The organism is Roseateles sp. T103, assembly GCF_057219915.1.
This window is the reverse complement of sequence record NZ_JBXVVS010000002.1, coordinates 505,443-531,246: the sequence shown is the minus strand read 5'-3', so window position 1 is coordinate 531,246 and position 25,804 is coordinate 505,443. Positions and strand designations below refer to the sequence as shown.

At 68.6% G+C, this 25,804-nt stretch carries 22 protein-coding genes; 13 read left to right on the top strand and 9 right to left on the bottom strand.

Annotated elements, in window-relative coordinates:
• Positions 1-6 precede the first annotated feature (6 nt).
• The 3 genes from AC2EBS_RS08900 to AC2EBS_RS08890 form a co-directional block, all read right to left on the bottom strand.
• On the bottom strand, positions 7-1,665 hold the full coding sequence (locus AC2EBS_RS08900) for a FecR family protein (protein ID WP_484728032.1): 1,659 nt from the start codon (positions 1,663-1,665) through the stop codon (positions 7-9).
• A 46-nt stretch (positions 1,666-1,711) separates the two neighbouring features.
• On the bottom strand, positions 1,712-2,089 hold the full coding sequence (locus tag AC2EBS_RS08895) for a zinc ribbon domain-containing protein (protein WP_484728031.1): 378 nt from the start codon (positions 2,087-2,089) through the stop codon (positions 1,712-1,714).
• A gap of 77 nt (positions 2,090-2,166) precedes the next feature.
• Positions 2,167-2,910, bottom strand: a complete 744-nt coding sequence (locus AC2EBS_RS08890) for a TetR/AcrR family transcriptional regulator (protein WP_484728030.1) — start codon at positions 2,908-2,910, stop codon at positions 2,167-2,169.
• 163 nt (positions 2,911-3,073) lie between these two features.
• On the opposite strand from AC2EBS_RS08890, the gene AC2EBS_RS08885 reads away from it, so the two are divergent.
• The 8 genes from AC2EBS_RS08885 to AC2EBS_RS08850 all read left to right on the top strand — a co-directional run bounded on the left by AC2EBS_RS08885 (position 3,074) and on the right by AC2EBS_RS08850 (position 12,984).
• Positions 3,074-4,681 carry a carboxyl transferase domain-containing protein gene (locus AC2EBS_RS08885; RefSeq protein ID WP_484728029.1) on the top strand — a complete coding sequence of 536 codons (1,608 nt, stop codon included), beginning with the start codon at positions 3,074-3,076 and terminating at the stop codon, positions 4,679-4,681.
• A gap of 17 nt (positions 4,682-4,698) precedes the next feature.
• Positions 4,699-5,490 carry an enoyl-CoA hydratase/isomerase family protein gene (locus tag AC2EBS_RS08880; RefSeq protein WP_484728028.1) on the top strand — a complete coding sequence of 264 codons (792 nt, stop codon included), beginning with the start codon at positions 4,699-4,701 and terminating at the stop codon, positions 5,488-5,490.
• Between the two features lie 10 nt (positions 5,491-5,500).
• Positions 5,501-6,835, top strand: coding sequence for an adenosylmethionine--8-amino-7-oxononanoate transaminase (bioA, locus tag AC2EBS_RS08875; protein ID WP_484728027.1), 1,335 nt, complete (start codon positions 5,501-5,503; stop codon positions 6,833-6,835).
• Entirely contained in the window at positions 6,816-8,072 is a 1,257-nt protein-coding gene (bioF, locus tag AC2EBS_RS08870) for an 8-amino-7-oxononanoate synthase (protein WP_484728026.1), read from the top strand. The genes bioA and bioF overlap by 20 nt, the downstream gene beginning before the upstream one ends.
• Positions 8,069-8,782, top strand: coding sequence for a dethiobiotin synthase (gene bioD, locus AC2EBS_RS08865; protein WP_484728025.1), 714 nt, complete (start codon positions 8,069-8,071; stop codon positions 8,780-8,782). The genes bioF and bioD overlap by 4 nt, the downstream gene beginning before the upstream one ends.
• A 55-nt stretch (positions 8,783-8,837) precedes the next feature.
• Positions 8,838-9,902 carry a biotin synthase BioB gene (gene bioB, locus AC2EBS_RS08860; RefSeq protein WP_484728024.1) on the top strand — a complete coding sequence of 355 codons (1,065 nt, stop codon included), beginning with the start codon at positions 8,838-8,840 and terminating at the stop codon, positions 9,900-9,902.
• 30 nt (positions 9,903-9,932) lie between these two features.
• On the top strand, positions 9,933-11,924 hold the full coding sequence (locus AC2EBS_RS08855; protein WP_484728023.1) for an acetyl/propionyl/methylcrotonyl-CoA carboxylase subunit alpha: 1,992 nt from the start codon (positions 9,933-9,935) through the stop codon (positions 11,922-11,924).
• A 148-nt stretch (positions 11,925-12,072) separates the two neighbouring features.
• A complete protein-coding gene (locus tag AC2EBS_RS08850; RefSeq protein ID WP_484728022.1) occupies positions 12,073-12,984 on the top strand; it encodes a hydroxymethylglutaryl-CoA lyase in 912 nt (303 codons plus the stop codon).
• Positions 12,985-13,008: 24 nt separating this feature from the next.
• Here AC2EBS_RS08850 and AC2EBS_RS08845 read toward each other — a convergent pair whose 3' ends face one another.
• The 3 genes from AC2EBS_RS08845 to AC2EBS_RS08835 form a co-directional block, all read right to left on the bottom strand.
• The gene (locus AC2EBS_RS08845; RefSeq protein WP_484728021.1) at positions 13,009-14,172 is read right to left on the bottom strand and encodes a hypothetical protein; all 1,164 of its coding nucleotides are present in this window, start codon (positions 14,170-14,172) and stop codon (positions 13,009-13,011) included.
• A gap of 80 nt (positions 14,173-14,252) precedes the next feature.
• Positions 14,253-14,915 (bottom strand): dienelactone hydrolase family protein, encoded by a 663-nt coding sequence (locus tag AC2EBS_RS08840; RefSeq protein WP_484728020.1) that lies wholly within the window; start codon positions 14,913-14,915, stop codon positions 14,253-14,255.
• A 26-nt stretch (positions 14,916-14,941) separates the two neighbouring features.
• A complete protein-coding gene (locus tag AC2EBS_RS08835) occupies positions 14,942-16,177 on the bottom strand; it encodes a 6-phosphofructokinase (protein ID WP_484728019.1) in 1,236 nt (411 codons plus the stop codon).
• Between the two features lie 212 nt (positions 16,178-16,389).
• Here AC2EBS_RS08835 and ald point away from each other — a divergent pair, with 212 nt between their 5' ends.
• Positions 16,390-17,502 (top strand): alanine dehydrogenase, encoded by a 1,113-nt coding sequence (gene ald / locus AC2EBS_RS08830; protein ID WP_484728018.1) that lies wholly within the window; start codon positions 16,390-16,392, stop codon positions 17,500-17,502.
• Positions 17,503-17,586: 84 nt separating this feature from the next.
• Positions 17,587-17,895, top strand: coding sequence for an ElaB/YgaM/YqjD family protein (locus AC2EBS_RS08825; RefSeq protein ID WP_484728017.1), 309 nt, complete (start codon positions 17,587-17,589; stop codon positions 17,893-17,895).
• Positions 17,896-17,927: 32 nt separating this feature from the next.
• Here AC2EBS_RS08825 and AC2EBS_RS08820 read toward each other — a convergent pair whose 3' ends face one another.
• On the bottom strand, positions 17,928-20,177 hold the full coding sequence (locus tag AC2EBS_RS08820) for a putative bifunctional diguanylate cyclase/phosphodiesterase (RefSeq protein ID WP_484728016.1): 2,250 nt from the start codon (positions 20,175-20,177) through the stop codon (positions 17,928-17,930).
• 242 nt (positions 20,178-20,419) lie between these two features.
• Here AC2EBS_RS08820 and AC2EBS_RS08815 point away from each other — a divergent pair, with 242 nt between their 5' ends.
• Positions 20,420-20,806, top strand: coding sequence for a phage holin family protein (locus AC2EBS_RS08815; RefSeq protein ID WP_484728015.1), 387 nt, complete (start codon positions 20,420-20,422; stop codon positions 20,804-20,806).
• Positions 20,803-21,120 carry a hypothetical protein gene (locus tag AC2EBS_RS08810; protein WP_484728014.1) on the top strand — a complete coding sequence of 106 codons (318 nt, stop codon included), beginning with the start codon at positions 20,803-20,805 and terminating at the stop codon, positions 21,118-21,120. The genes AC2EBS_RS08815 and AC2EBS_RS08810 overlap by 4 nt, the downstream gene beginning before the upstream one ends.
• A 12-nt stretch (positions 21,121-21,132) precedes the next feature.
• On the opposite strand, the gene AC2EBS_RS08805 is transcribed toward AC2EBS_RS08810, so the two are convergent.
• A complete protein-coding gene (locus AC2EBS_RS08805) occupies positions 21,133-23,487 on the bottom strand; it encodes a YgiQ family radical SAM protein (RefSeq protein WP_484728013.1) in 2,355 nt (784 codons plus the stop codon).
• A 126-nt stretch (positions 23,488-23,613) separates the two neighbouring features.
• On the bottom strand, positions 23,614-24,336 hold the full coding sequence (locus tag AC2EBS_RS08800; RefSeq protein ID WP_484728012.1) for a TetR family transcriptional regulator: 723 nt from the start codon (positions 24,334-24,336) through the stop codon (positions 23,614-23,616).
• Positions 24,337-24,526: 190 nt separating this feature from the next.
• On the opposite strand from AC2EBS_RS08800, the gene AC2EBS_RS08795 reads away from it, so the two are divergent.
• Positions 24,527-25,795 carry an efflux RND transporter periplasmic adaptor subunit gene (locus AC2EBS_RS08795; RefSeq protein ID WP_484728011.1) on the top strand — a complete coding sequence of 423 codons (1,269 nt, stop codon included), beginning with the start codon at positions 24,527-24,529 and terminating at the stop codon, positions 25,793-25,795.
• The last annotated feature ends 9 nt before the right edge of the window (positions 25,796-25,804 follow it).

Here is a 25,804-nt window from a genome sequence, read left to right as displayed (position 1 = left end):
CCGGGCTCAGAGGCCGAGCAGCAGCAGCAGCGGCAGCAACCACAGCCAGCGCGGATGCGGCACATCGATTTGCTGGGTGCCACCCCAGGGCCCGGCCTGGCCATGCGCATCGACGCTGCGCAGCCGCAGGTAGTAGCTGCCCGGGCCGGGGCGGTCCAGGCTCAGCTGCGGCTCGCTGGCGTCCCACTGGCCGATCGGCCGGGCGAAGTCCTGATCGGCAGCCAGCTGCAGCTGATAGCGCATGCCGGGCACAGCGCGCCAGCGCAGCGTCAGCGCATCGCCCAGCTCGGGCGCTTGCGGCACGGGGCTGGGCGGAAGGGGGCGCAGCGTGAAGCTCTGCACATCGCCGAAGGGGCCGGGGTCGGGCGCACCGCTGGCATGGCGGGCCACGCTGGCCAGACGCCAGAAATAGCGGCCGGGCGGCAGTGCGGTGCTGAACTCGCTGCCCTGCTCGAGCTCGCGATCCAGGCGCAGCGGTGCGCTGAAGTCGGCGCTGTCGGCCACCTGCAGGCGGTACTGCGCGGCGGCCAGCACGCGGGTCCAGGCGAAGCGCACGCTGTCGCCGTAGATCGCCGCGTCGGCGGCCGGTGCCTGCAGGAAGGGAGGTTCGGGCCTGGCCTTCAGCACGAAGGCGCTCTCGGCGCTGCGTCCCTCCAGGCCGAGCCCATCGATGCCGCGCACGCGCAGCCGGTAGCTGCCATCGGGCAGCTCGGGCCACTGCGCCAGGGGTCGATCCACCAGCGCCTCGGCGATCAGCGGCTCATCGCCGCTGCCGGCGGCGAAGACCTGCGCACGCCAGCGCAGCGCGCCGGCTTGCGCAGCCCACTCGAGCTGCGGCGGCAGCCGTTCCAGCCTGGCGGCGGTGCCGGCCAGCGAGGGTGCGGGCAGCAGCGCCTGCGCCTTGGCCGGCGGCTGGCCTGCGGCGACCGCGACGCCGTAGCCCGCCGTCAGCGGCATCTCGGCGGCGGCATGCGTCAGCGCGACCCGTCCTTCCAGAACCTGGGCGCGGCTGCTGCCGGCGTCGGCCTGTACGCGGAACTCGGTGCCGCGCACACCCAGGTTCAGGTGCGGGCTGCGGATCTCGTAGCGCGGCGGGTTCGCCTTGTCCGGCTGGACGCTGTTCTCGACATTGCCCTGCTCCAGGCGCAGGCGCGTCGACGGGATGGCGCTGCGGCCATGCACGAGCAGTTCGTCGATCGTCATGCGGCTGCCCGGGCTGAGCAGCAACCGCGAGCCGTCGGCGAAGCGCAGGCTGATGCTGCCCTGGCGGCCGGTCTCCAGCCGGTCGCCGGCGCGCAGCTCGGCACCGCTGGCGAGCAGGGCCTGGGCATCGGCCACGCCAGGCCGCTGCAGCCTGACCTCGCCTTGCAGATGAACCACGCGCGCCACCGCGGCCTCGCGCCTGAGCCAGGTCAGCGGCAGGCGCAGGCTGGAGCCGGGCTGCAGCCTGAGCGGGTCGGCGATGCGGTTGAGCTTCTGCAGATCGCGCCAGCCGTAGCCGGGGTCGAGCAGGCTTTCGCTCAAGCTCAGCAGCGTGTCGCCGCTTTGCACCCGGTAGTTCCAGTGCTGCGCGTCGCCCGCGGCAAGGCTGTGCCCCGTGGGCAGCAAGCTCAGCACGACGAGCAATGCCGGGATGCGCGGTCCCCAGACAGTCGAAGAGGTCATCGGCGGTTCTCTACAGCGAACTAGCGCCGATGGTAATGGCAGGCGTCTACAGCTCGATCCGCCAGCGCTCCCCACATTTGCGGCAGCGCACATGCAGGCTCTGCGGGTTGGCCGACTCCTGGAGATCGAAGCGGGCGTAGGTGCCGCAGTGCGGGCAGTCCGCCTGCTGCGCGGCTGATTCGGCCTGGCCGAGCAGCCGCACATAGCTGCGGATCGCCCGCAGGCCGATGACGGCACAGACGAGGAAGATCGCCACGTCCAGCAGCTTGGTCTGGGTGTCGCGGAAGGTGACGATGCCCTCGATGGCCATCATCAGGCCCAGACTGGCCAGCAGGGCCAGCACCAGCTGCGCATGGCCGCGCAGCAGCTGGCCTTCGTACCACTTGCGAAATCCGCGCTTGCGTATGCCTTCGGCCAGATCCATGCCGCACCTCATCGAGTCGGCGCCTGCGCGGCGCGGCTCAATGGTGACAGATTCGCGCCGTGCCCGCCCGCGCCGAATCAGCCCGCCAAGGCACTCTGCAATGTGCGGCGCAGCTCGCGCAGCTGCTGCAACTCGGCGTCGGGCGCCTGCAGCGCCGGCCAGAGCAGCGCGACGAGGTCGCGCGCGCTCTGTTCGACGTCGATCTGGCGCCGCGCGACGATCACTTCCCAGAGCATGTGCTCCATCGGCCCGAAGACCAGCGAGCGCAGCAGGCGCAGCGGGATGTCCTGGCGGATCTGGCCGTTGCCCTGGCCGCGCGCGAGCAGATCCATCAGCGGCGCGGTGTAGCGGCGCTGCAGCTCGACGAAGGTCTGTGCGAATTCGGCGCCGAGCTCGCCGGTCATCGCCGCCTCGCGCTTGCGGCCTTCGGACAGCACCAGCTCGCACAGCCCCGTGCCCTGGATCAGGAACAGGCGCAGGTGGGTGCGCACGAGGAATTCCAGCTGCTCGCGGATCGGCGCCTGGCGGGGCAGGCCGGCTTCCATCGTCGCGATGATCTCGTCGTACCAGTCGGCGATCACGCGCATGCACAGGTCGCGCTTGCTGCGGAAGTAGGTGAACACCGTGGCTTCCGAGATGCCCAGCTGACGGGCGATCTCGGTGGTGGTGGCGCGCTCGTAGCCGAGCTCGGCAAACACCGCGCGGCCGACGCGCAGGATGTCGCGCACCCGCTGCTCGGACTTGGCGCTGGCGGGCGCGCGGCGCTGCGGCTGCGCGATCGCCTTGCGGGCAGGGGTGGCGGTGGCGGCGCTGCGGCTCATGGCGGCGGATTCTGACCAGTTTTTGAGTAAAGCTCAAGACCGGCAAATTCGCAGGCAGGACTGTTATAGTCGCCAGCGACTGCCAGCCTGCAGCTTGCAGGTTTCTGGTCTGCGTTCACGAATTATTGAGTCTTGCTCAGGCAAGACCGCAGGAGACGATTCCATGCCCGTCATCAGCTCCAAGCTCAATCCGCGCTCGGCCGAGTTCAAGGCCAATGCCGAGGCCATGCGCGGCCTGCTCGACGACCTCAATGCCCGGCTGGCCAAGATCGCCGAAGGTGGCGGCGAGGCGGCGCGTGCCAAGCACACCGCCCGCGGCAAGCTGCTGCCGCGCGACCGCGTGGAGCTGCTGCTCGACCCCGGCACGCCCTTCCTGGAGATCGCGCCGCTCGCGGGCCTGAACATGTATGACAACGCCGCGCCGGGCGGCGGCATGATCGCCGGCATCGGCCGCGTGAACGGCGTCGAGTGCGTGATCGTCTGTAACGACGCCACCGTCAAGGGCGGTACCTACTATCCCGTCACGGTGAAGAAGCACCTGCGTGCGCAGGAGATCGCCGAGCAGAACCGCCTGCCCTGCGTCTATCTGGTCGACAGCGGCGGCGCCAACCTGCCCAACCAGGACGAGGTCTTCCCCGACCGCGACCACTTCGGCCGCATCTTCTTCAACCAGGCCAATCTGTCCGCCCAAGGCATTCCGCAGATCGCGGTGGTGATGGGCTCCTGCACGGCCGGCGGCGCCTATGTGCCGGCGATGAGCGACGAGACCATCATCGTGAAGAACCAGGGCACGATCTTCCTGGGCGGCCCGCCGCTGGTGAAGGCCGCCACCGGCGAGGAGGTCAGCGCCGAGGACCTGGGCGGTGGCGATGTGCACACGCGCCTGTCGGGCGTGGCCGACCACCTGGCCGAGAACGACACCCATGCGCTGGCACTGGCGCGCAACGTGGTCGGCAATCTCAACTGGACCAAGCAGATCCCGCTGCGCCTGCAGGAGCCGAAGGCGCCGCTGCTGGACCCGAGCGAGCTGCACGGCGTGATCCCGACCGACACGCGCAAGCCCTTCGATGTGCGTGAGGTGATCGCCCGCGTCGTCGATGGCAGCGAGTTCGACGAGTTCAAGGCGCGCTACGGCAACACCCTGGTCTGCGGCTTCGCGCATATCGAGGGCATGCCGGTGGGCATCGTCGCCAACAACGGCATCCTCTTCGCCGAGAGCGCCAACAAGGGCGCGCACTTCATCGAGCTGTGCTGCCAGCGCAAGATCCCGCTGGTCTTCCTGCAGAACATCACGGGCTTCATGGTCGGCCGCAAGTACGAGAACGAGGGCATCGCCCGCGCCGGCGCCAAGATGGTGACCGCGGTGGCCTGCGCCAATGTGCCCAAGTTCACCGTCATCATCGGCGGCTCCTTCGGTGCCGGCAATTACGGCATGTGCGGCCGCGCCTACTCGCCGCGCTTCCTTTGGATGTGGCCGAACGCGCGCATCAGCGTGATGGGCGGCGAGCAGGCCGCCAGCGTGCTGGCCACCGTCAAGCGCGACGGCATCGAGGCCAGGGGTGGCCAGTGGTCCAAGGACGAGGAAGAAGCCTTCAAGGCGCCGATCCGCCAGCAGTACGAGGATCAGGGTCATCCTTACTACGCCAGTGCGCGTCTGTGGGACGACGGCGTCATCGACCCGGCCGACACGCGCCGCGTGCTGGCGCTGGGCCTGTCGGCCGCGCTGAATGCGCCGATTCCCGACGCCAAGTTCGGCGTCTTCCGTATGTAAGCAGCGGAGGCTGAACGATGAGCGAACCCACCACGCTGAAGATCGAGCGCCAGGGCTTCGTCGCCCGCGTCACGCTGAACCGTCCCGAGGTACGCAACGCCTTCAACGAGACGGTGATCGCCGAGCTGACGGCGGCTTTCAAGAACCTGGGCCAGGACAGCTCGCTGCGCGCGATCGTGCTTGCCGCCGAGGGCAAGGCCTTCTGCGCCGGGGCCGACCTGAACTGGATGAAGGCCATGGCCGGCTACAGCTGGGACGAGAACCATGCCGACTCGGCCAAGCTGGCCGAGATGCTGTGGAGCATCTACAGCTGCCCGCTGCCGGTGATCGCACGCGTGCAGGGCGATGTCTATGCCGGCGGTCTGGGCCTGGTGTCCTGCGCTGACATCGTCGTCTCGATGGACACGGCCGGCTACTGCCTGTCGGAAGCCAAGCTGGGCCTGCTGCCGGCGACCATCGGCCCCTATGTCGTGCGCGCTCTGGGCGAGCAGGCCTCGCGCCGCTACTTCATCACCGCCGAGCGCTTCGACGCCGCCGAGGCGCACCGCCTGGGCCTGGTGCACGAGCTGGCGAACTCGGTGGAACAGCTCGATGCCAAGGTCGACGCGCTGAGCGCCGCACTGGTGGCCAACGGCCCGGCCGCGGTGAAGGCCTGCAAGAAGCTGGTGCAGGACGTGGCGCATGCGCCGATCAGCGCCGAGTTGCGTGACGACACCGCGCGCCGCATCGCTGACATCCGCGCCAGCGCCGAAGGGCGCGAGGGCATTCAGAGCTTCTTGAACAAGTCCAAGCCTTCGTGGCTGGCCTGAACTGCCTGCGATGAGCCCAGTGGAAGGTCAACCCAGCCAGCCGGACCTGCAGCGCCGCAGCCTGGATTCGGTGTGGCATCCCTGCACGCAGATGGCGCGGGCTGAAACCGTGCCACCGCTGCCGATCGCGCGCGGGCAGGGGTCGTGGCTGTACGACTACGAGGGCCGGCGCTATTTCGACGCCAACAGCTCCTGGTGGGTCAACCTCTTCGGCCACTCGGATGCAGGCGTCATCGCGGCGATCAAGCAGCAGCTCGACACGCTGCCGCATGTGATGCTGGCCGGCTGCACGCACGAGCCTGCAGTGCGCCTGGCCGAGCGGCTCTCGGCGCTTACCGGCCATGCGCTGGGCCATTGCTTCTTCGCCAGTGACGGCGCCAGCGCGGTGGAGATCGCGCTGAAGCAGAGTTTTCACAGCTGGCGCAACCGCGGCCGCGCTGAGAAGCGCGAGTTCGCCTGCCTGAAGAACAGCTATCACGGCGAGACCATAGGCGCGCTGGCCGTCACCGATGTGGCGGTGTTCCGCGATGCTTACGACCCGCTGCTGATGCGCGCGCACATCGTCGAGTCGCCCGATGCGCGCCTGGGCAACGAGCAGCAGGCGCTGCAGGCGATGCGCGCGCTGTTGGCCGAGCGCGCCGCAACGATGGCGGCGGTGATCGTCGAGCCGCTGGTGCAGGGCGCCGCCGGCATGGTGATGTATTCGCCAGCGTACTTGAGCGGCCTGCGTGCGCTGTGCACCGAGTTCGATGTGCATCTGATCGCCGACGAGATCGCGGTGGGCTGCGGGCGCACGGGCCGTTTCTTCGCGTGGCAGCACACCGATCCTGAGGCCAAGCAGGACTGGCCCGACTTCATCCTGCTGTCCAAGGGCATCACCGCCGGCACCTTGCCGCTGTCGCTGGTGCTGACAACAGATGCCGTCTACCAGTGCTTCTGGAGCGAGGAGGTCGGTCGCGGCTTCCTGCATTCGCATTCCTACACCGGCTGCGCCACAGCCTGCGCGGCGGCGAATGCGGTGCTCGATCGCATTGATGCCGGCCAGCTGCAGCGCAATGCCGAGCAGGCGCAGCTGCTGGCGCGCGCCTTCGCGCCGCTGGCCAAGGACCCGCGCGTGGCGGGTTTTCGGCAGCAGGGCATGATCCTGGCCTTCGAGGTGCCCGCTGCGCCGCCCGGCTTTGCCGAGCGCTTCCATCTCGCCGCTCGTGCGCACGAGCTGCTGATCCGCCCGATAGGCCGCACGGTCTATCTGATGCCTCCCTATCTGATCGACGATGCCGCGACGGCCGACTGGCTGGCCGACGCGGTGCGCAAGACGCTTGACGATGTCCTCCTCCCTGCTTGATCACCTGCAAGCCAAGCTCGACGCGATCGCCGCGGCCGATCAGCGTCGCTTCGTGCGCGCGGCCGAGAGCCCGACTGCGCCGCGCCAGCGCGTGCGCGGCGCCGACGGCATCGCGCGCGAGCTGCTGATGTTCTGCAGCAATGACTACCTGGGCCTGGCCGCGCATCCGCGCGTCGCCAGCGCCATCGCCGAAGGTGCGCGGCTGTGGGGCGGCGGCTCGGGCGCCTCGCCGCTGGTCAGCGGCCACACGGTGGCGCATGCGCGCGTCGAGTCGCTGCTGGCCGACTGGTTCATGCCGCATATCCCGCAGGCGCGCGCCCTGGGCTTCAACACCGGCTATATGGCCAATCTGGCGGTGCTGACCGCGCTGGGCGACGAGCAGACGCAGATCTTTTCCGAGCAGCTCAACCACGCCTCGCTGATCGACGGCGCACGCCTGGCCAGGGCTGAGGTGAGCCGCTATGCACACCTGGACCTGGCCGAGCTGCGCCGCCAGCTGCAATCCAGCCGCGCGAAGATCAAGCTGATCGTGACCGACGCGGTGTTCAGCATGGACGGCGATATCGCGCCGCTGCCGCAGCTGCTGGCGCTGGCCGAAGAGTTCGACGCCTGGCTGGTGGTGGACGATGCGCATGGTTTCGGCGTGCTGGGCGAGCGCGGGCGCGGATCGCTGGAGCATTTCGACCTGCGCAGCGAGCGGCTGATCGTCATCGGCACGCTGGGCAAGGCCGCGGCGCTGTCCGGCGCCTTCGTCGTCGCGCACGCGACCGTCGCCGACTACCTGCTGCAGGCCGGGCGCAACTACATCTTCTCCACCGCCTCGCCGCCGGCCATTGAGCATGCGCTGCTCACCAGCCTGGACCTGATAGCGAACGAGACCGGCCGCCAGCGCCGCCAGCAGCTGCGCGCGCTGCGTGCGCAGCTGCGCGCCGGCCTGCAGGCCTTGATCGCCCGTCATCCGCATCTGGGCTGGCGATTGCCGGCCTCGGAGACGCCGATCCAGCCGCTGATCGTCGGCAGCAACAGCGCCGCGATGCAGCTGGCCGCCGCGCTGGAGCGCGACGGCCTGCGCGTGCCCGGCATACGCCCGCCGACGGTGCCGGTCGGCCAGGCGCGACTGCGCATCACGCTGAGCGCTACGCACAGCGCGGCCGATGTCGACAGGCTGCTGGCGACACTGGAGCGGGCGGCGCAGACCCTGGCCGCGGCGCGCGAACTGCAGGAGCACACGCCATGAAAGGCCTCTTCATCACCGGCACCGATACCGAGATCGGCAAGACCTTCGTCACCGCCGCATTGACGCATGCGCTGCAGCAGGCCGGTGCGCGCGTGGTGCCGATCAAGCCGCTGGCCGCCGGCCAGACCTTCGACGCCGACAGCGGCCGCTGGGTCAACGAAGACGTCGCCCAGCTGCACGCGGTGCAGACGCTGGGGCTGAGCCCCGAGCAGGTGGGGCCGCTGCAGTTTCGCGAAGCCTGCGCGCCGCATATCGCCGCGCGGCTGGAAGGGCGCGACATCCAGCGCGCACCGGTGCTGGCGGCCATCCAGGCCAGCGCTGCGTTGGGCGAGCTGGCGCTGATCGAAGGCGTCGGCGGCTTCCGCGTGCCGCTGGGCGAGGACTGGGACACCGCCGATCTGGCGCAGGAGTTGGGCCTGCCGGTGCTGCTGGTGGTCGGCCTGCGCCTGGGCTGCATCAACCATGCGCTGCTGACGGCCGAGGCCATCCGCGCCCGCGGCCTGCGCCTGGCCGGCTGGGTGGCCAATACCGTGGACCCCGCTCAGCCCCATGTGGCCGACAATCTCAGCGCGCTGGAAGCTGGCCTCGCCGCGCCCTGCTGGGGCTTCGTGCCCCGCCTTCCTGAGGCCAGCGCGGCCGCCGCCGCGCGCCATCTTTCTCTCTCGCCTGCGGAACTGCTGCAGGCCATCGAAGCGGCGCAGCCCGACTGAGCCAGGTCGGCGACACCATCACTATTCAACGAGACAGACAAGCGAAGCACACCCCATGAGCACGACGACGATGAAGCAGACAGTCAACCAGGTCCAGTCGCTGACGCCGAGCACCGACGCCGAGCGCCGCAATGCCAAGCCCTGGACCGTGGACGAGGTGGCCGCGCTGTTCGAGCTGCCCTTCAACGACCTGATGTTCCGCGCCCAGCAGGTGCACCGCGAGAACTTCGATGCCAACGCGGTGCAGCTGTCCACGCTGCTGTCGATCAAGACCGGCGGCTGCGAGGAAGACTGCAAGTACTGCCCGCAGTCGGCCCACTTCGACACCGGCCTGAAGGCCGAGAAGCTGATCCCCTTGCAGGAGGTGCTGGAAGCAGCGCGCGCCGCCAAGGCCAATGGCGCGACGCGCTTCTGCATGGGCGCGGCCTGGCGCTCGCCGAAGGAGCGTCATCTGGAGGCGATCGGCGAGATGATCTCCGAGGTCAAGGCGCTGGGCCTGGAGACCTGCCTGACCGCCGGCATGCTGGCCGATGGCCAGGCCGAACAGCTGCAGAAGGCGGGCCTGGACTACTACAACCACAACCTCGACACCTCGCCCGAGTTCTACGGCCAGATCATCACCACGCGCACCTACCAGGACCGTCTGGACACGCTGGAGCGCGTGCGCGGCGTGGGCCTGAAGGTCTGCTCCGGTGGCATCGTCGGCATGGGCGAGACGCGCCGCCAGCGCGCCGGCCTGATCGTGCAGCTGGCCAATATGAGCCCCTATCCGGAGAGCGTGCCGATCAACAACCTGGTGCAGGTGGAAGGCACGCCGCTGGCCGGCACCGAGGCGCTGGACCCCTTCGAGTTCGTGCGCACGATTGCGGTGGCCCGCATCACCATGCCGCGCGCGATGGTGCGCCTGTCGGCCGGCCGCGAGGAAATGCCCGAGACCATGCAGGCGCTGTGCTTCATGGCCGGCGCCAACAGCATGTTCTACGGCGACAAGCTGCTCACCACCAGCAACCCGCAAGCCGCGAAGGATCGCGCGCTTCTTGATCGCCTGGGTATGCATTGCGCCAGCGAGGCCGAGCTCAGCGCGGAGCAGGCGGGCGAGGGCTGCGGCCACTGCCACTGAAGCCAGCGCAAAGATTCCGGAGACAAGCTCATGTTCAAGAAGATCCTGATTGCCAACCGCGGCGAAATCGCCTGCCGCGTGGCCGCCACCGCGCGCCGCCTGGGCGTGAAGACCGTGGCGGTTTATTCGGAAGCCGATGCGCGCGCCAAGCATGTGCAGGCCTGCGACGAGGCCGTGCTGATCGGCGGCCCGGCGCCCAAGGACTCCTATCTGCAGTGGCAGCGCATCATCGATGCGGCCAAGCACACCGGGGCCGAGGCCATCCACCCCGGCTATGGCTTTCTGTCCGAGAACGAGGACTTCGCGCAGGCTTGCGCCGACGCGGGCCTGGTCTTCATCGGCCCGCCGGCTTCGGCGATCAAGGCCATGGGCCTGAAGGCCGAATCCAAGCGCCTGATGGAAGCGGCCGGCGTGCCGCTGGTGCCGGGCTATCACGGCGCCGACCAGGACCCGGTGCTGCTGAAGAAGGAGGCCGAGCGCATCGGCTATCCGGTGCTGATCAAGGCCAGCGCCGGTGGCGGCGGCAAGGGCATGCGCGCGGTGTTCGCGGCCGAGGAGTTCGACGCCGCGCTGGCCTCGTGCAAGCGCGAGGCGATCAACAGCTTCGGCGACGACGCGGTGCTGATCGAGCGCTATGTGCAGAAGCCTCGTCACATCGAGATCCAGGTCTTCGGCGACAGCCATGGCGACTGCGTCTACCTGTTCGAGCGCGACTGCTCGGTGCAGCGCCGCCACCAGAAGGTGCTGGAAGAAGCGCCCGCGCCCGGCATGACGCCTGAGCGCCGCGCGCAGATGGGCGGCGCCGCGGTGGCCGCGGCCAAGGCGGTGGGCTATGTGGGTGCCGGCACGGTGGAGTTCATCGCCGAGCAGGACGGCCGCTTCTATTTCATGGAGATGAACACGCGGCTGCAGGTGGAGCATCCGGTGACGGAGGCCATCACCGGGCAGGACCTGGTCGAGTGGCAGCTGCGCGTGGCCGCCGGTGAGCCGCTGCCGCTGAAGCAGGACGAGCTGGCGATGCGCGGCCATGCGATCGAGGCGCGCATCTGCGCCGAGAACCCCGAGGCGGGCTTCCTGCCGGCGACCGGCGCGCTGAAGGTGGCGCGCTGGCCCGCGCATGTGAGCTTCGAGCGCGGTGACATCCGGATCGACTCGGGCGTGGGCGAGGGCGACGAGATCAGCCCGTACTACGACTCGATGGTCGCGAAGCTGATCGTCTGGGGCGAGGATCGTGCGCAGGCGCTGGCGCGGCTGGATGCGGCGCTGCGCGACACGCATATCGTCGGCCTGCAGACCAATGTGGCCTTCCTGCGCCGCTGCGCGGCGACCGCCTCGTTCGCCGGTGCCGATCTGGACACCGGCCTGATCGAGCGCGAGAAGGACCAGCTCTTCGGCCAGCCGGGGCTGTCGCTGGCGCTGAGCGCCGCGGCCGTGGTCGCGCACACGCTGGCCGAGGAGGCCACCAGCCAGGGTGCCGATCCCTGGAGCCGCCGCGATGGTTGGCGCATGTACGGCGCGTCGGCGCGCCGCTTCGAGCTGGAGTTCAACGGCGAGCACCACACCGTGCTGCTGTCGCGCCACCACCAGGGCGGCATGCAGCTGACCGTGGCCGGCGAGGCGATCCCTTTCGCGGTGAATTCGCGCAGTCTGGAGTCGCACGAACTGCTGCTCGGTGAGGGATTGGCGCAGCAGCGCGTCATGGTGAAGACCTACAAGGTCGGCGAGCAGGTGACGGTGTTCGCCCCTGAAGGCAGCGCCATGCTGACCGAGGTGGACGTGATCGCCCATGCCGGCGACGGCGCCGGCGAAGGCGGGCGCCTGACCGCGCCCATGCCGGGCAAGATGGTCGCCTTCCTCGCCCAGCCCGGCGACAAGATCACCAAGGGCCAGCCGCTGGCGGTGATGGAGGCGATGAAGATGGAGCACACCATCGCCGCGCCGCGCGATGGCGTGGTGGCCGAGCTGCTGTTTGCCATCGGCGACCAGGTCGGTGATGGTGCCGAACTCTTGCGTTTGGAGTGACGGATCGCCCACCCCCTACGCGCTTCGCGCGCCCCCTCAAGGGGGCGAGCCCGGCGGCCAGGCAGAGCCCGATCCGCGGGCTCCGCTCGATGAAGCCAGCGGCGTGCGTGGATCTGAGCAGTAAGCTTTCTACTGAGAGGTGACGTTCATGAGCAGTTTGCCTAGCCGTGTGACCCTGGTCGATGTCGGCCCGCGCGACGGTCTGCAGAACGAGAAGGAGCCGGTCGCTACCGAGCACAAGGCGCGCTTGGTCTCGATGCTGCAGGACGCCGGCCTGAAGGAGATCGAGGTCACCAGCTTCGTCAGTCCGAAGTGGGTGCCGCAGATGGCCGACAACACCGCGGTGATGGCTGCCATCGAGCGCCGCGCCGGCGTGCGCTACTCGGTGCTGACGCCGAACATGAAGGGCCTGGAGAGCGCGCTGCCGACCCAGCCCGACGAGATCGTCGTGTTCGCCGCGGCCTCGGAAGCCTTCTCGCAGAAGAACATCAACTGTTCGATCGCCGAGAGCATCGAGCGCTTCGCGCCGGTGGTCGCCGCGGCGCATGAGGCTGGCATCAAGGTGCGCGGCGCGCTGTCCTGCGCGGTGGGCTGCCCCTACCAGGGCGAGGTCAGCGCCGACGAGGTCGAGCGCGTGGTGCAGCTGATGAAGTCCATCGGCGTGGACCATATGGGCATCGCCGACACCATCGGTGTCGGCACGCCGCGCAAGATCCAGGCGGCGATGGAGCGTGCGCTGAAGCACTATCCGCTGGTCGAGGTCAGCGGCCATTTCCACGACACCTACGGCCAGGCGTTGACGAACATCTATGCCTGCCTGGAGATGGGCGTGCACACCTTCGACGCCAGCGTCGCCGGCCTGGGCGGCTGCCCCTATGCCAAGGGTGCCACCGGCAATGTGGCGACCGAGGACGTGGTGTTCATGCTCAACGGCTTGGGCATCGAGACAGGGATAGACATCGACAAGCTGGTCGATGCCGGCGCCTTCATCTCCGGCGTTTTAGGCCGGCAGCCGGTCTCGCGCGTGGGCCGCGCGCTGCTGGCCAAGCGCCAGGGCTGACAGCCGCAGGGCGCGCTGCGGGTATCAGCCGCCGCGGGTCTCCAGTGCCTTGCCCTGTGCCTGTGCCTCGCGCAAGCGACGCATCTCGGTGTCGATGAACTGGCGGTCCGACTGGCTGAGCGTCTCGGCAATGGCGTGGTGCAGGTCGGGCAGCTGTTCGCGCACCTGGGCGGTCGCGGCGGCTTCGCGTTGCAGCAAGGCCGCCAGGCGTCGCTCGGCAGCGGCCTGCTCTTCGGGCTGGCCCAGCTCACGATAGGCGCGCGCGAGCAACTGCTGTTGCGAGCGCGCATGCAGCAGGCGCATTGCGCCGAGTTCTGGCGCATCCATCTGCAGCAGGTAGCGCAGCGCCAGCTCCGGCTGGCCGTCGGCGAGCGCGAAGCGCGTCAGGTCCAGGCTCAGCGTGCGCTGCACATTACCCCAGCCGCGCTCCCTGGCCTCGTCCAGCGCTGCTAGCAGCTGATCTCGGGACTTGGCGCAGCCCTTGTCCCGTCGGGCCTGCCAGCGTGCCAGATTGGCGGCCCAAAGCCGGCGCTCGTAGAGACGGCGCGCGCGGTGCTCAACCGCGAGTCCCTGGTTCACGAAGCGCTGCATGCGCTGAGCCAGCGCGCGCGCTTCGTCGTTGCGGCCGGCGGCTTGCAGCGCGTCGTAGATCGTGATCAGCAGGACCAGGCCGTTGGAGTAGCGCAGCAGGCTGGTGTCGGGGTCGCTGAGCTGATGGCAGTAGCCGATGGCCTCCAGCAGGTAGCGCTCGGCGAGCAGGCTGTCGCCCAGCCACAGATAGCCCATCGCCAGCCGGTCTAGCGCCTGTGCCACATGCTCGGCCGAGCGCAGGCGCAGCGCCAGCTGCAGCGCGGCATGCGCGGCGCGCAGGCTCATCTCGGCGTCGCCCAGCTGCAGCTCACCGTAGGACAGCAGGATCAGCGTGTCTATCGCTGCGGGACGGTCGGCCAGCTCCGGCTGGCGCAGCAGGACGCCGCCCTTGCGGGCCAGATCCTCCCAGCGCTCCAGCTTGGCCAGGCAGCGCAACTCCAACACCTGCGCACGCTGCATCGGCTCGGTCGCCGCCTCCGGCGGCGCCGCAAGCCATTGCTGCAGCTGCGGCAGCAGAGCGCCGAAGCTGCCCTGGTCGTAGAGGGATTGGAAGGCTTGGACCGCGCTGGCGGCGTTGGCGGACTGCTGCTCAGACACGACCGGATCCTGCGACGACTGGGGAATGCTTCGACGGCAGGAATCTTATCCGCGGCGGTGGCAGTGGCGGCTCCTGCCGATCAGGCCAGATGCTTGCCGAAGAAGGCGATCGTGCGCTCCCAGGCCTGCTTGGCGCAGGCCGCGTCATAGACCTCGGGACGGCTTTCGTTGAAGAAGGCGTGGTGCGCGTGGTAGCGGTAGATCTCGGCAGGAACCTTCAGCTTGCCTTCCAGCCCATTCACCGCCGCCGGCGTGCACCAGTCGTCCAGATCGGCGAAGTGGCCCTGGAAGGGGATGGCGATCTTGGCCGGGTCGGCGAACTCGGCCGGCGGGATGCCGTAGAAGCAGCTGGCGGCGGCATAACCTTTCACATGAACGGCCGCGGCGATGGTCAGCGCGCCGCCCATGCAGAAGCCGGTGACGCCCACCTTGCTGCAGCGCGGCTGCAGATAGGCCAGCGCGCCGGCCAGGTCCTGATGCGTCGCGTCGCCGAAGTCCAAGCCGGTCATCAGGTGGTTGGCCTCGTCGGCGCTGCTGGCCAGTCGGCCGCGGTAGAGGTCGGGCGCCAGCGTCGTGAAGCCAGCGGCGGCAAAGCGATCGGCGACTGCGCAGATCTGCTCGTTCAGCCCCCACCACTCCTGGATCAGCACGATGCCGGGCTTGCCGGGGCCGGCATCGGCCAGATAGGCGCGGCTCGTGCCGCCGTCGGGGCGCTTGAATTCGATGGTCGGTTTGGTCGTCATGGTCGTCATGCTCCTCGTCTGGTGGCTCAGGGCTGGGTATCGGTCTTCAGGATCTTGGCCACGGGGTTGGGTCGTAGCCGGAAGGCGTCGGGCATGCCGGCGCCCAGCAAGGGGCGAAGATACATGCGGAACGCGTCGGTGACATCGGTGCTGCCGGGGCTGATGAACTCGTCCTCCATCACGCGGGTCTTGCCGGCCACTGCCTCCAGCGGCAGCAGCTCGTAGTCCACCGAATAGAAGCCGGTGCGCTTGATCGCCACCGAGCCGTCGCGGTCGCCGTGGAAGGCGAACTGCACGGCCTTCTCGCCGACCTCGCGTGCCTCGCGCTGGTCGACGTCGGAGACGCAGCCGATGAAGCTGCGCTGCAGGTAGCCGAAGGTGTCGCCGCGCACGCGCTTGATGCTCAAGCGGGCCTTGATCTCCTCGCACAGCAGATCGGCCAGCGCGCCGCTGCCGCTGAGCTGCACATTGCCGTGCGCGTCGTGCTCCAGGTCCTTGGCCAGCTGCGCGGCGATGGGCTGCCCGGCGGCGTCGTGGATGCCCTCGGAAACGGCGATCACGCAGCGGCCATGGCGCTGGTACTGGGCCTTCACGTCGGCGAGGAAGCGGTCCAGCTCGAACACCCGCTCGGGCAGGTAGATCAGGTGCGGGCCGTCGTCGGCGAACTTCTTGCCCAGCGCCGAGGCTGCGGTGAGGAAGCCGGCATGCCGCCCCATCACCACGCCGACGTAGACACCTGGCAGCGCCGCGTTGTCTAGGTTCGCGCCGGTGAAGGCCTGCGCGACGAAGCGCGCCGCCGACGGGAAGCCCGGCGTGTGGTCGTTGCCGACCAGGTCGTTGTCTATGGTCTTGGGGATGTGGATGCAGCGCAGCGGATAGCCGACGGCGGCGGCTTCCTGGGCGACGATGCGCGTGGTGTCCGACGAGTCGTTGCCGCCGATGTAGAAGAAGTGCGTGATCTCGTGCGCCTGCAGCACCTTGAAGATCTCGTGGCAGTAGGCCGCATCGGGCTTGTCGCGCGTCGAGCCCAGCGCCGAGGAGGGCGTCTGCGCCACCAGCTCGAGGTTGTGGCTGGTCTCCTGCGTGAGATCGACGAAGTCTTCGCCCACGATGCCGCGCACGCCGTGATGGGCGCCATAGACGCGCTCGACATGCTGCTGGCGCCGCGCCTCCAGCACCACGCCGACCAGCGACTGGTTGATCACCGCGGTGGGGCCGCCACCTTGGGCGACGAGGATCCTTCTGCTGCTTCCGATTGCCATGCTCAGCTCCGGTTGCGGCGATTGAGAGTAGCCGTCGACGGCGATTGTGTCCCAGCCGCCGCCAGGCGTGCCGCGATCCTGCCTGGCCAGTCCCGGCGGCGCTTGGTCATCAGCCGCGCTAATGCGCGTGTAGCAAGGCGAATCCTGCTTGGCAGTGGCGTGGCGGCCGCAGTACAAGTGCGGCAGACCATCACAACAGACAGGAGACTCACATGCGCATCGGCTGCCCCAAGGAGATCAAGAATCACGAGTACCGCGTTGGCCTGACGCCGGCCAGCGTGCGCGAGCTGACGCGCCATGGTCACCAGGTGCTCGTGCAGAGCGGTGCCGGCGTAGCCATCGGCCTCACTGACGCGCAGTACCAGGCTGCCGGCGCCGAGATCGTGCCGGATGCGGGCAGCGTCTTTGCGGACAGCGAAATGATCGTCAAGGTCAAGGAGCCGCAGCCGCAGGAGTGCGCGATGCTGCGTGAAGGCCAGATCCTCTACACCTACCTGCATCTGGCCCCTGATCCTCAGCAGACCGCAGCGTTGGTCAAGAGCGGCGCGGTGTGCGTCGCCTACGAGACCATCACCGGCGCGGGGGGCAGCCTGCCCTTGCTGGCGCCGATGAGCGAGGTGGCCGGGCGCATGGCGGTGCAGGCCGGTGCGGCGCACCTGGAGAAGAGCAAGGGCGGCATGGGGGTGCTGCTCGGCGGCGTGCCGGGCGTGGCCGCCGGCCATGTGGTGATCATCGGCGCCGGCGTGGTGGGCAGCAATGCGCTGCAGATGGCAGTGGGCCTGGGCGCACGCGTCACCGTGCTGGACAAGAGCATCGACAAGCTGCGTCAACTCGACCATGTCTGGGGCAACCGCATCACCACGCTGATCTCCAATGCGCACGAGATCGAGGCGGCGGTGCTGGCGGCGGACCTGGTCATCGGCGGCGTGCTGGTCCCCGGTGCAGCTGCGCCCAAGCTGGTCACGCGTGAGATGGTCGCGCGCATGAAGGCCGGTGCGGTGGTGGTCGACGTCGCCATCGACCAGGGCGGCTGCTTCGAGACTTCCCATGCGACCACGCATGCCGACCCGACCTATGTCGTCGACGGCGTGGTGCACTACTGCGTGGCCAATATGCCCGGCGCCGTCGCGCGCACCTCGACATTCGCGCTGAACAACGCGACGCTGGGTCATGCGCTGGCGCTGGCCGGCAAGGGTTGGCGCCAGGCGATGAAGGACGACGTGCATCTGAAGGCCGGCCTGAACGTGGCCCTGGGCAAGGTCTGCTACGAGGCCGTGGCGCGGGATTTGGGCTACGCCTACGTGCCGGCCGATACCCTGCTGTGAAGCCGGACATGGCTTGACCTGGGGCAATCCGATGCGGCGCAATCGCGCTATGGTTTAACTTTGTCAGAGCCCAAGGAGGACAGCATGAGCCGCACACAACTGCACAAGGAGCGCCTGGTCGCCGATTTGAAGGCGGTGGTCCAGGAGGCCGAAGATCTGCTCAAGGCCACGGCCAGCGATGCCGGAGAAGGCGCGGCCGAGATGCGTAGCCGTATTCGCGCCAGCCTGGAGCGGGCCAAGGACAATCTGCTGGAGATTGAGGAAGCTGCGGTCGAGCGTGCACGCGCCGCCGGTCGCGCCACGGACAACTACGTGCACGAGAACCCCTGGCAGTCCATGGGTGCCGCAGCGGCCGTGGGCCTGCTGGTCGGCATGTTGATCGCGCGCCGCTGAGTTGTGCGGCCGGCTGGGGCCGGCAAGAGCGCTCAGCCCCTGGGCTGGTCCATCATCCAGCGTTCGAGCTGGTCGGCCTGCATGGGCCGGGCGAAGAGCCAGCCCTGGGCTTCCTCGCAGCCCAGTGCGAGCAGTTGGGTGCGCTGTTCTTCGGTTTCCACGCCCTCGGCGATCACGCCCAACTTCAGCGCGCGCCCGAGGTTGATGACCATCTGCGCGATGGTGTGCCCGGCGTCCGAGGTCTGTGCCTCGCGCACGAAGGTGCGGTCGATCTTCAGGCGCTGCACCTCCAGCTGGCGCAGCTGGCTCAAGCTGGAGAAGCCGGTGCCGAAGTCGTCGATCGCCACCGAGGCGCCGGTGCGCCGGATGTCGGCCAGCAGGTGCAGCACCAGCTCGGCATCCTCCATCGCCAGCGATTCGGTGATCTCCAACTCCAGATTGGCCGGGTTCACCTCGGCGTCGCGCAGCGCGTCCTTCAGGCTGTCGACAAAGCCGGGATGGCGGAACTGTGCCTGCGAGATGTTCACGCACATGCGGAAGTTGGCATAGCCGGCCGCCTCCATGCGCTTGAGCTGGTGGCAGGCGGTGCGCAGCACGAAGTCACCGATAGCCACGATCAGGCCCGACTGCTCGGCCAGCGGGATGAACTGGTCCGGCGGTACGAAGCTGCCATCCTCGCGCCGCCAGCGCAGCAGCGCTTCAGCGCCCAGCGGCCGGCGGCTGGCCAGATCGACCTGGGGTTGGTAGACGACGAAGAGGCGTTGCTCCTCGAAGCCGGCACGCAGGCCCTTGAGCAGCTTGAAGCGCTCGCGGGCATCGGTACCCATCGCCGACGAGAAGTACTCCGATGCCCCGCGGTGCTTCTGCTTGGCACGCTTGAGCGCGATCTGCGCGTCGAGCAGCAGCTCCGAGCCGATCGCCGATGAGTCGACCAGGCGCACCAGTCCGGTGGTGGCCGACAGCTGCAGGCGCTCGCCGGCCACTTCGAAGGGTTCCTTGAAGACGCTGTCGATCGTCTTCGCATTCACGATCGAGTCCGGACCGATCAGTCCGAACACGTCGGCGGCCACCCGCGCCATCGCGGTGTGAAAGCCGAGATCGCTGGCCAGGCGGTGGGCTACCGCCTGCAGCACCTGGTCGCCGAAGCTGTGGCCGAAGGCATCGTTGATGTCGGAGAAGTCGTCGAGGTCGATCAGCGCCAGCGTGATGCCACTGGGGTCGCGCAGGTTCTTGTCGAGCAGCTCAATGAAGCGCAGGCGGTTGGGCAGGCGCAGCAGCTGGTCGTTGTAGGCGTGGTCGAGCAGCTGGCCATAGAGCAGCACGTTCTCGAAGCCCACCGCGATGTTGGTGCAGAACGCGCGCAGCAGCTGCAACTCGACCGCGGTGAGGGGACGCTGCACATCGACCAGCGCGGCCATCGAACGGCCGTTGGACAGGGAGAAGAACAGGCAGACGCCTTCGCCGTCGATCAGATGCTCACGCATGCCAAGGCATTGCGTCAGCCGCTCGCGGACCTTTGGCAGGTTCACGGCGGACAGCGGCGAGTCGATCAGGCTGCTGAACTGGCCGGCCGCGGCGATCACGCGCGTCTCGGGAGCTTGGTCGATCAGTTCTCTCGGCGCCTGCGCACAGACCATGCCTTCGGGCAGCACGCCCAGCAGCGCGCACAACTGGGTGAGCACACCATCGGCGAAGCGCTGCAAGCCATGCAGCTGGCTCAGCTCGGTGCTGGCATCGACGATGAGCTCCAGGCCCCGCTGGTTCTGCTGCAGCGCGCAGAACTGCTTGTAGGAGCGGATCGCGGCAGTCAGCACGGTGTAGAGCCGGGTGCGTGTCAGCTCGGACTTGGTGCGGTAGTCGTTGATGTCGTAGGCCTGCACCGTCTCGATCTCCGGCGCATAGCCCGGTTGTCCGGTGCGCAGCACGATGCGTATCGCCCGGCGGTTCAGCGACTCGCGGATGAAGTGCACCAGACGCAGGCCGGAATCCTCGGACTCCATCACCACATCCAGCAGCACGACAGCCAGCTCCGGCTCGCGGCGCAGCACCTCCATCGCCTCAGCGGCGCTGCGCGCGTGCAGGAACTGCATCGCCTGACCTTCGACGCGCAGGCCCTGCATGGCCAGCTCGGTCGCGCGATGCACGTCATCGTCATCGTCGACCACCAGCACCAGCCAGGGCGCGCCTGCAGAGTTGGCACCCTCGACTGGCTCGGCCTCGTCGGGGCCGGGCACGAACTCAAGCAGATCGCTGTCCTGTGCCTCAGTGACTGTGTGGTCCATCTTGTGATGCATGGATGGGAGGAGGCTGCAACGCACCGCTCGGGGGCAAAGTCGCGTACAGCTGGCACGGCGCCTGCTCCTGCGCCGCATGACCTGCCCAATATGCACCAGCTTGGCTCCGATCACGAAGCGAAAAAGCGACAAATCTGATGGGCTTACGCACTTTTGCGCAGTCCGTGCTTGTGCTTGGGCAAGCCTTGCGGCTCGCTCCGGGTTTAAGCTCACGCGCAAAGGAGAAGGCAATGAACGAACAAGACCCGCAGCCGGCAGGACTGCTGGCCGCCTTGCAGCGCTTGGGCCGGGATGGCCTGGAGCTGTTGCAGGTGCGCCTGAGTCTGCTGGGGACGGAGCTGGAGGCGGAGAAGCTGCGCCTGACCCAGGCACTGATGGGCATGCTGACGGTCATGCTGCTCATCGGCGTGACCCTGGTGCTGTTCAGCGTGCTGGTCATCCTGCTCTGCCCCGAGGACTGGCGTTGGGGCGCGGCGCTGGTGCTGATGCTGGCGCATGGCCTGGGTGCCTGGGCGCTGTGGAGTCGCGTCAAGGTCGAGATGAGCGCGCCGGGCGGCATGTTTGCTGCGAGCTTGGCCGAGTTGCAGCGCGATCGCGAGACATTGGAGGACCGGTGAGCAAGTCCTTGGCCGATCAGCGGGCCCGTCTGCGTGAGCGGCAGCTGCTGCTGCGGCTGCGCAGTGCGGAGTTGCGTGCCGACATGGCCGACGCTGCCAGCGAACTGGCCCCGGTGTTCAGCTACGGCCAGCGCGGCGTGCAGCTCTGGTCCGTGCTGAAGGAGTTGCCCGGGCCGGCGCGGCTGCTCCCGGTGGCGGGCTTGCTGCTCTTGCTGCGTCGTCCGGGCCGGCTTGGCGATCTGGCCGGGTGGGCTCTGCGTGCCATGCGCTGGGTGCGGCTGGGCCGTCTGATCGGCCGCTTGTGGCGGAACTGAGCGAAGGCCTGATCAGCGCGGGCGTTTGCTCGCTGCGGGTTTGACGCCAGCCTTGGCCGCCGGTCGTGCCGGGCGGGCGCCCGTCTCGCGTGGCGGCAGCCCGGTGTGCTGGGTCAAGACCTGACCCTGGCGCGGCCTGGCCGGTGTCGAGGCCGGGCTGCCGGCCTTGGCTGCCGGCTTTGCAACCGAGGTCTTCACCGAGCCGGTCGGCGTGGAGTTCTTGCGTCGCGCGCTCTGGTAGCTGCCGTCGGTGATCGGCTGGAAGGTCGGGATCAGCTGCTGCTTGCCGTTGCCGATCAGCTCCTCGTGGCCCATGGCCTTGAGCGCCTCGCGCAGCATCGGCCAGTTGTTGGGGTCGTGGTAGCGCAGGAAGGCCTTGTGCAGGCGGCGGCGGCGCTCGCCACGCACGATGTCCACGTCCTCGCTGTCGCGCGTCACCTTCTTCAGCGGGTTCTTGCCGGAGTGGTACATCGCCGTCGCGGTGGCCATGGGGCTGGGGTAGAAGGTCTGCACCTGGTCGGCGCGGAAGCCGTTCTTCTTCAGCCAGACCGCCAGGTTCATCATGTCCTCGTCCGAGGTGCCCGGATGCGCGGCGATGAAGTAGGGGATCAGGTACTGCTTCTTGCCTGCTTCCTCGCTGGCCTGCTCGAAGAGCTGCTTGAACTTGTCGTAGGTGCCAATGCCCGGCTTCATCATCTTGGACAGCGGGCCGCCCTCGGTGTGCTCGGGGGCGATCTTCAGATAGCCGCCGACATGGTGGGTCACGAGTTCCTTGATGTATTCGGGTGACTTGATCGCCAGGTCATAGCGCAGTCCCGAGCCGATGAGGATCTTCTTCACGCCCTTGAGCGCGCGGGCGCGCCGGTACATGTGGATCAGCGGGCCGTGGTCGGTATTGAGGTTCTGGCAGATGCCGGGATAGACGCAGGAAGGCTTGCGGCAGGCGGCCTCGATCTCGGGGCTCTTGCAGCCGATGCGGTACATATTGGCGGTGGGGCCGCCCAGGTCGGAGATCACGCCGGTGAAGCCTTTCACCTTGTCGCGGATCTCCTCGATCTCGCGGATCACGCTGTCCTCGCTGCGGCTCTGGATGATGCGGCCCTCGTGCTCGGTGATCGAGCAGAAGGTGCAGCCGCCGAAGCAGCCGCGCATGATGTTCACGCTGAAGCGGATCATCTCCCAGGCGGGGATCTTGGTGGCGCCGTCGTGGCTGCCGTTCTGGTCCGCATAGCTCGGATGCGGGCTGCGCGCGTAGGGCAGGTCGAAGACATGGTCCATCTCCGCGGTCGACAGCGGGATGGGAGGCGGATTGAGCCAGACGTCGCGATCGCCATGGCGCTGCACCAGCGCGCGCGCGTTGCCGGGATTGGTCTCCAGGTGCAGCACGCGGTTGGCATGGGCATAGAGCACCGGGTCGCTTTTCACCTGCTCGAAGGCGGGCAGGCGGATCACCGTCTGCTCGCGCGGCGGCAGGGCGAGCTTGCCGCTGCGGTGGATGGTGATGGGCTTGGCATTGCCATCCTTGGCATCGCCGCTGCCGGCGCAGGCGCCCCCTTTGTCGGCCGCGGTCTCGTCGATCGTCTGGTAGGGGCTGATCAGCTCGTCGATGCGCCCTGGCGTGTCCACATGGGTGGAGTCCAGCTCGAACCAGCCCGCGGCCGTCGGGTCGTCGCTGCGGCGCATGAAGGCGGTGCCGCGCACATCGGTGATGCTCTCAATAGGCTTGCGCTGCGCCAGCCGGTGCGCGATCTCGACGATGGCGCGTTCGGCATTGCCGTAGACCAGCAGGTCGGCCTTGCTGTCCACCAGGATGGAGCGGCGCACCTTGTCGCTCCAGTAGTCGTAGTGGGCGATGCGACGCAGCGAGGCCTCGATGCCGCCGATGATCACCGGCACGTCCTTGAAGGCCTCGCGGCAACGCTGCGTGTAGACCAGCGTGGCGCGGTCTGGCCGCTTGCCGGCCACGCCGCCGGGCGTGTAGGCATCGTCACTGCGGATCTTCCGGTCCGCGGTGTAGTGGTTGATCATCGAATCCATGTTCCCGGCGGCGACGCCGAAGAACAGGTTGGGCTTGCCCAGCGCCTTGAAGGCATCGGCCGACTGCCAGTCCGGCTGCGCGATGATGCCGACACGAAAACCCTGCGCCTCCAGCGTGCGGCCGATCACCGCCATGCCGAAGCTCGGGTGGTCCACATAGGCGTCGCCGCTGACGATGATGATGTCGCAGCTGTCCCAGCCGAGTTCGTCCATCTCCTTGCGGCTCATCGGCAGGAAGGGTGCGGTCCCGAAGCGCTTGGCCCAGAAGGGGCGATAGGCGGTCAGGGCCTTGGACGGCTTGGGCGGGACGATGACGGAATGGCTGGACACGGCGGCTTTCGAAGAAGGCGTCCTCGCGCCGGCCAGCACAGCCTGGCGCGCGACGAACAGGGCGCTATTGTCCCAGCGAGCGGATAACCCCGCGAGATAACCCTGGATGGCGGCAGCCGAGATGGCTCAGGCGCGGTCGGCGGCGCTGCCGCGGGCCACCGGGCAGATCGGCGTGCGCCCTAGACGATCGAGTTCGGCCGCGCTCAGCTCCGGCAGCAGCGGCCGGCCAGCCAGGCAGTTGAAGAAGCGCTCGACGGCAGTTTGCCCGACGCGGACGAGGTCAAAGCTCTGCGGCGCGAGTATCCATTCATGGATCAGGCCGTCGGTCAGCGCGATCAGCTCGATCGCCGCCTGCGTCGGGTCCACGCTGGGGGGGAGCTCGCCGCGGGCCACGGCAGCCTCGATGCAGACCCGGTTCTGCTCGCGCCACTGCGTGTGGGCGTCGAGCTGGCGCTCGCGCAGCGAGGCCATCTCGCCAGCGAACTCGACCTTGTGCATGACGATCTCGAAGGCGCGGCGGGTGCGTTCGCTGTGCATCGCCGAGTAGAAGACGTTGACCAGACCCCAGCGCAGCTCGGCCAGCGTGGGCACCGGCGTGGCGCCGGGTTCGGATACGGCGCTGGCCGTCATGCCCTGCTCCAGCGGCATGGTGGCGCGCTCCATCATCGCGTTGAAGAGCTCGGCTTTGTCCTTGAAATGCCAGTAGATCGCACCGCGCGTGAGCTGCGCGGCGGCGGCGATGTCCTGCAGCGAGGTGCGCGACACCCCCTCGCTGTGGAACAGGCGTTCCGCCGCGTCGAGGATGGATTCGCGCGTCTCCAGCGCTTCCTGCTTCGTTTTCCTGACCATGGGACGGGAATTTTAGATCACAAAACATACATACGCGAATGTATGTATATACTGCGGGCCTTTCGACAAGCCTTGTCGGGATCCGGTCCGGCGTGCTGCAGTGCAGCTGGCGTCAGCCGCTGCAGCCATCGGTCGCAATGCCTCCTGACGAGCCGGTCCCGGAATCGAAGAACAGAAAGAAGCCCAAGCCGTGAAGAACAGTCATCGCTCGCAATCGACCCCGGCCGCACGTGCGGCCGCATCCTGGCAGGCTCGCCTGCTCTATCTCGCGCCGCTGAGCGTGGCGATCGTCTCGCTGCTGGCCGCCTGCTCCAAGGAGGGCGGCGCGCCGGCCGGCGGCCCGGGCGGCGGCATGCCGCCAGCGGTGGTCGGCGTGGTCACCGTGGCTCAGCAGGCCGTGCCGCTGCAGGTGGAACTGCCCGGCCGCGTCGAGGCGCTGCGCAGCGCGCAGGTGCGCGCCCGCGTGAGCGGCGTGGTGCTCAAGCGTCTGTTCACCGAAGGCAGCGAAGTGCGCGAAGGCCAGGCGCTGTTCCAGATCGACCCCGCGCCCTACCAGGCCGCGCTGGACAGCGCGCAGGCGCAGCTCGCCAAGGCCCAGGCCAATCTGAGCCAGGCGGCGGCACTGGCCGAACGCAACAAGCCGCTGGCCGAGGCCAAGGCGATCAGCCAGCAGGAGTACCTGAGCACGGTCGCGGCGGCCAAGCAGGCCGAGGCCGATGTCGCCGCGGCCAAGGCCGCCGTGACGACCGCCAAGCTCAACCTCGACTACAGCCATGTGCGCGCGCCGATCAGCGGGCGCATCGGCCGGGCCCTGGTCACCGAAGGCGCGCTGGTCAGCGCGACCGAGGCCACGCAGCTGGCGCTGATCCAGCAGACCGGCAGCGTCTATGTGAACTTCACGCAGTCGGCCAACGAGGTGCAGCAGCTGCGCCGGGCTCTGGCTGGCCAGCAGCTCAGGCAGGCTGGCGCCCGTGCGACCGAGGTGCGCGTGGTGCTGGACGACGGCAGCGAGCTCGCCCGACCTGGCAAGCTGCTGTTTACCGACCTGAGCGTCGATGCCTCCTCGGGCCAGGTCAGCCTTCGTGCCGAGGTGCCGAATGCCGAGGGTCAGCTGCTGCCCGGCCAGTATGTGCGCGTGCGCCTGGCGCAGGCCGAGCTGCCATCGGCCACGCTGCTGCCGCAGCAGGCGGTGACGCGCAGCAATAGCGGCGACACCGTGCTGGTGGTCGGCGCCGACGGCAAGCCGATGCCGCGCCCGGTGCGCCTGGGCGGCGCGCAGGTCAACAAGGACGGTGCTTTCTGGGTGGTGCTCGACGGCCTGAAGCCCGGCGAACAGGTCATTGCCGACGGCTTCCAAAAGATGATGGTGCCGGGCGCACCGGTCAAGCCGGTGCCCTGGACCCCGGGAGCCGGCGCTGCGCCCGTGGGCGCCGCGCCGGCCTCGGCCGCCAGCCGCTGAGCGCGCCGG

Excerpts from the sequence above, each read along its gene's own strand:
- AC2EBS_RS08900 (WP_484728032.1), bottom strand. The coding sequence starts at position 1,665 with ATGACCTCTTCGACTGTCTGGGGACCGCGCATCCCGGCATTGCTCGTC.
- AC2EBS_RS08895 (WP_484728031.1), bottom strand. The coding sequence starts at position 2,089 with ATGGATCTGGCCGAAGGCATACGCAAGCGCGGATTTCGCAAGTGGTAC.
- AC2EBS_RS08890 (WP_484728030.1), bottom strand. The coding sequence starts at position 2,910 with ATGAGCCGCAGCGCCGCCACCGCCACCCCTGCCCGCAAGGCGATCGCG.
- AC2EBS_RS08885 (WP_484728029.1), top strand. The coding sequence starts at position 3,074 with ATGCCCGTCATCAGCTCCAAGCTCAATCCGCGCTCGGCCGAGTTCAAG.
- AC2EBS_RS08880 (WP_484728028.1), top strand. The coding sequence starts at position 4,699 with ATGAGCGAACCCACCACGCTGAAGATCGAGCGCCAGGGCTTCGTCGCC.
- bioA (WP_484728027.1), top strand. The coding sequence starts at position 5,501 with ATGAGCCCAGTGGAAGGTCAACCCAGCCAGCCGGACCTGCAGCGCCGC.
- bioF (WP_484728026.1), top strand. The coding sequence starts at position 6,816 with ATGTCCTCCTCCCTGCTTGATCACCTGCAAGCCAAGCTCGACGCGATC.
- bioD (WP_484728025.1), top strand. The coding sequence starts at position 8,069 with ATGAAAGGCCTCTTCATCACCGGCACCGATACCGAGATCGGCAAGACC.
- bioB (WP_484728024.1), top strand. The coding sequence starts at position 8,838 with ATGAGCACGACGACGATGAAGCAGACAGTCAACCAGGTCCAGTCGCTG.
- AC2EBS_RS08855 (WP_484728023.1), top strand. The coding sequence starts at position 9,933 with ATGTTCAAGAAGATCCTGATTGCCAACCGCGGCGAAATCGCCTGCCGC.
- AC2EBS_RS08850 (WP_484728022.1), top strand. The coding sequence starts at position 12,073 with ATGAGCAGTTTGCCTAGCCGTGTGACCCTGGTCGATGTCGGCCCGCGC.
- AC2EBS_RS08840 (WP_484728020.1), bottom strand. The coding sequence starts at position 14,915 with ATGACGACCAAACCGACCATCGAATTCAAGCGCCCCGACGGCGGCACG.
- AC2EBS_RS08835 (WP_484728019.1), bottom strand. The coding sequence starts at position 16,177 with ATGGCAATCGGAAGCAGCAGAAGGATCCTCGTCGCCCAAGGTGGCGGC.
- ald (WP_484728018.1), top strand. The coding sequence starts at position 16,390 with ATGCGCATCGGCTGCCCCAAGGAGATCAAGAATCACGAGTACCGCGTT.
- AC2EBS_RS08825 (WP_484728017.1), top strand. The coding sequence starts at position 17,587 with ATGAGCCGCACACAACTGCACAAGGAGCGCCTGGTCGCCGATTTGAAG.
- AC2EBS_RS08820 (WP_484728016.1), bottom strand. The coding sequence starts at position 20,177 with ATGGACCACACAGTCACTGAGGCACAGGACAGCGATCTGCTTGAGTTC.
- AC2EBS_RS08815 (WP_484728015.1), top strand. The coding sequence starts at position 20,420 with ATGAACGAACAAGACCCGCAGCCGGCAGGACTGCTGGCCGCCTTGCAG.
- AC2EBS_RS08800 (WP_484728012.1), bottom strand. The coding sequence starts at position 24,336 with ATGGTCAGGAAAACGAAGCAGGAAGCGCTGGAGACGCGCGAATCCATC.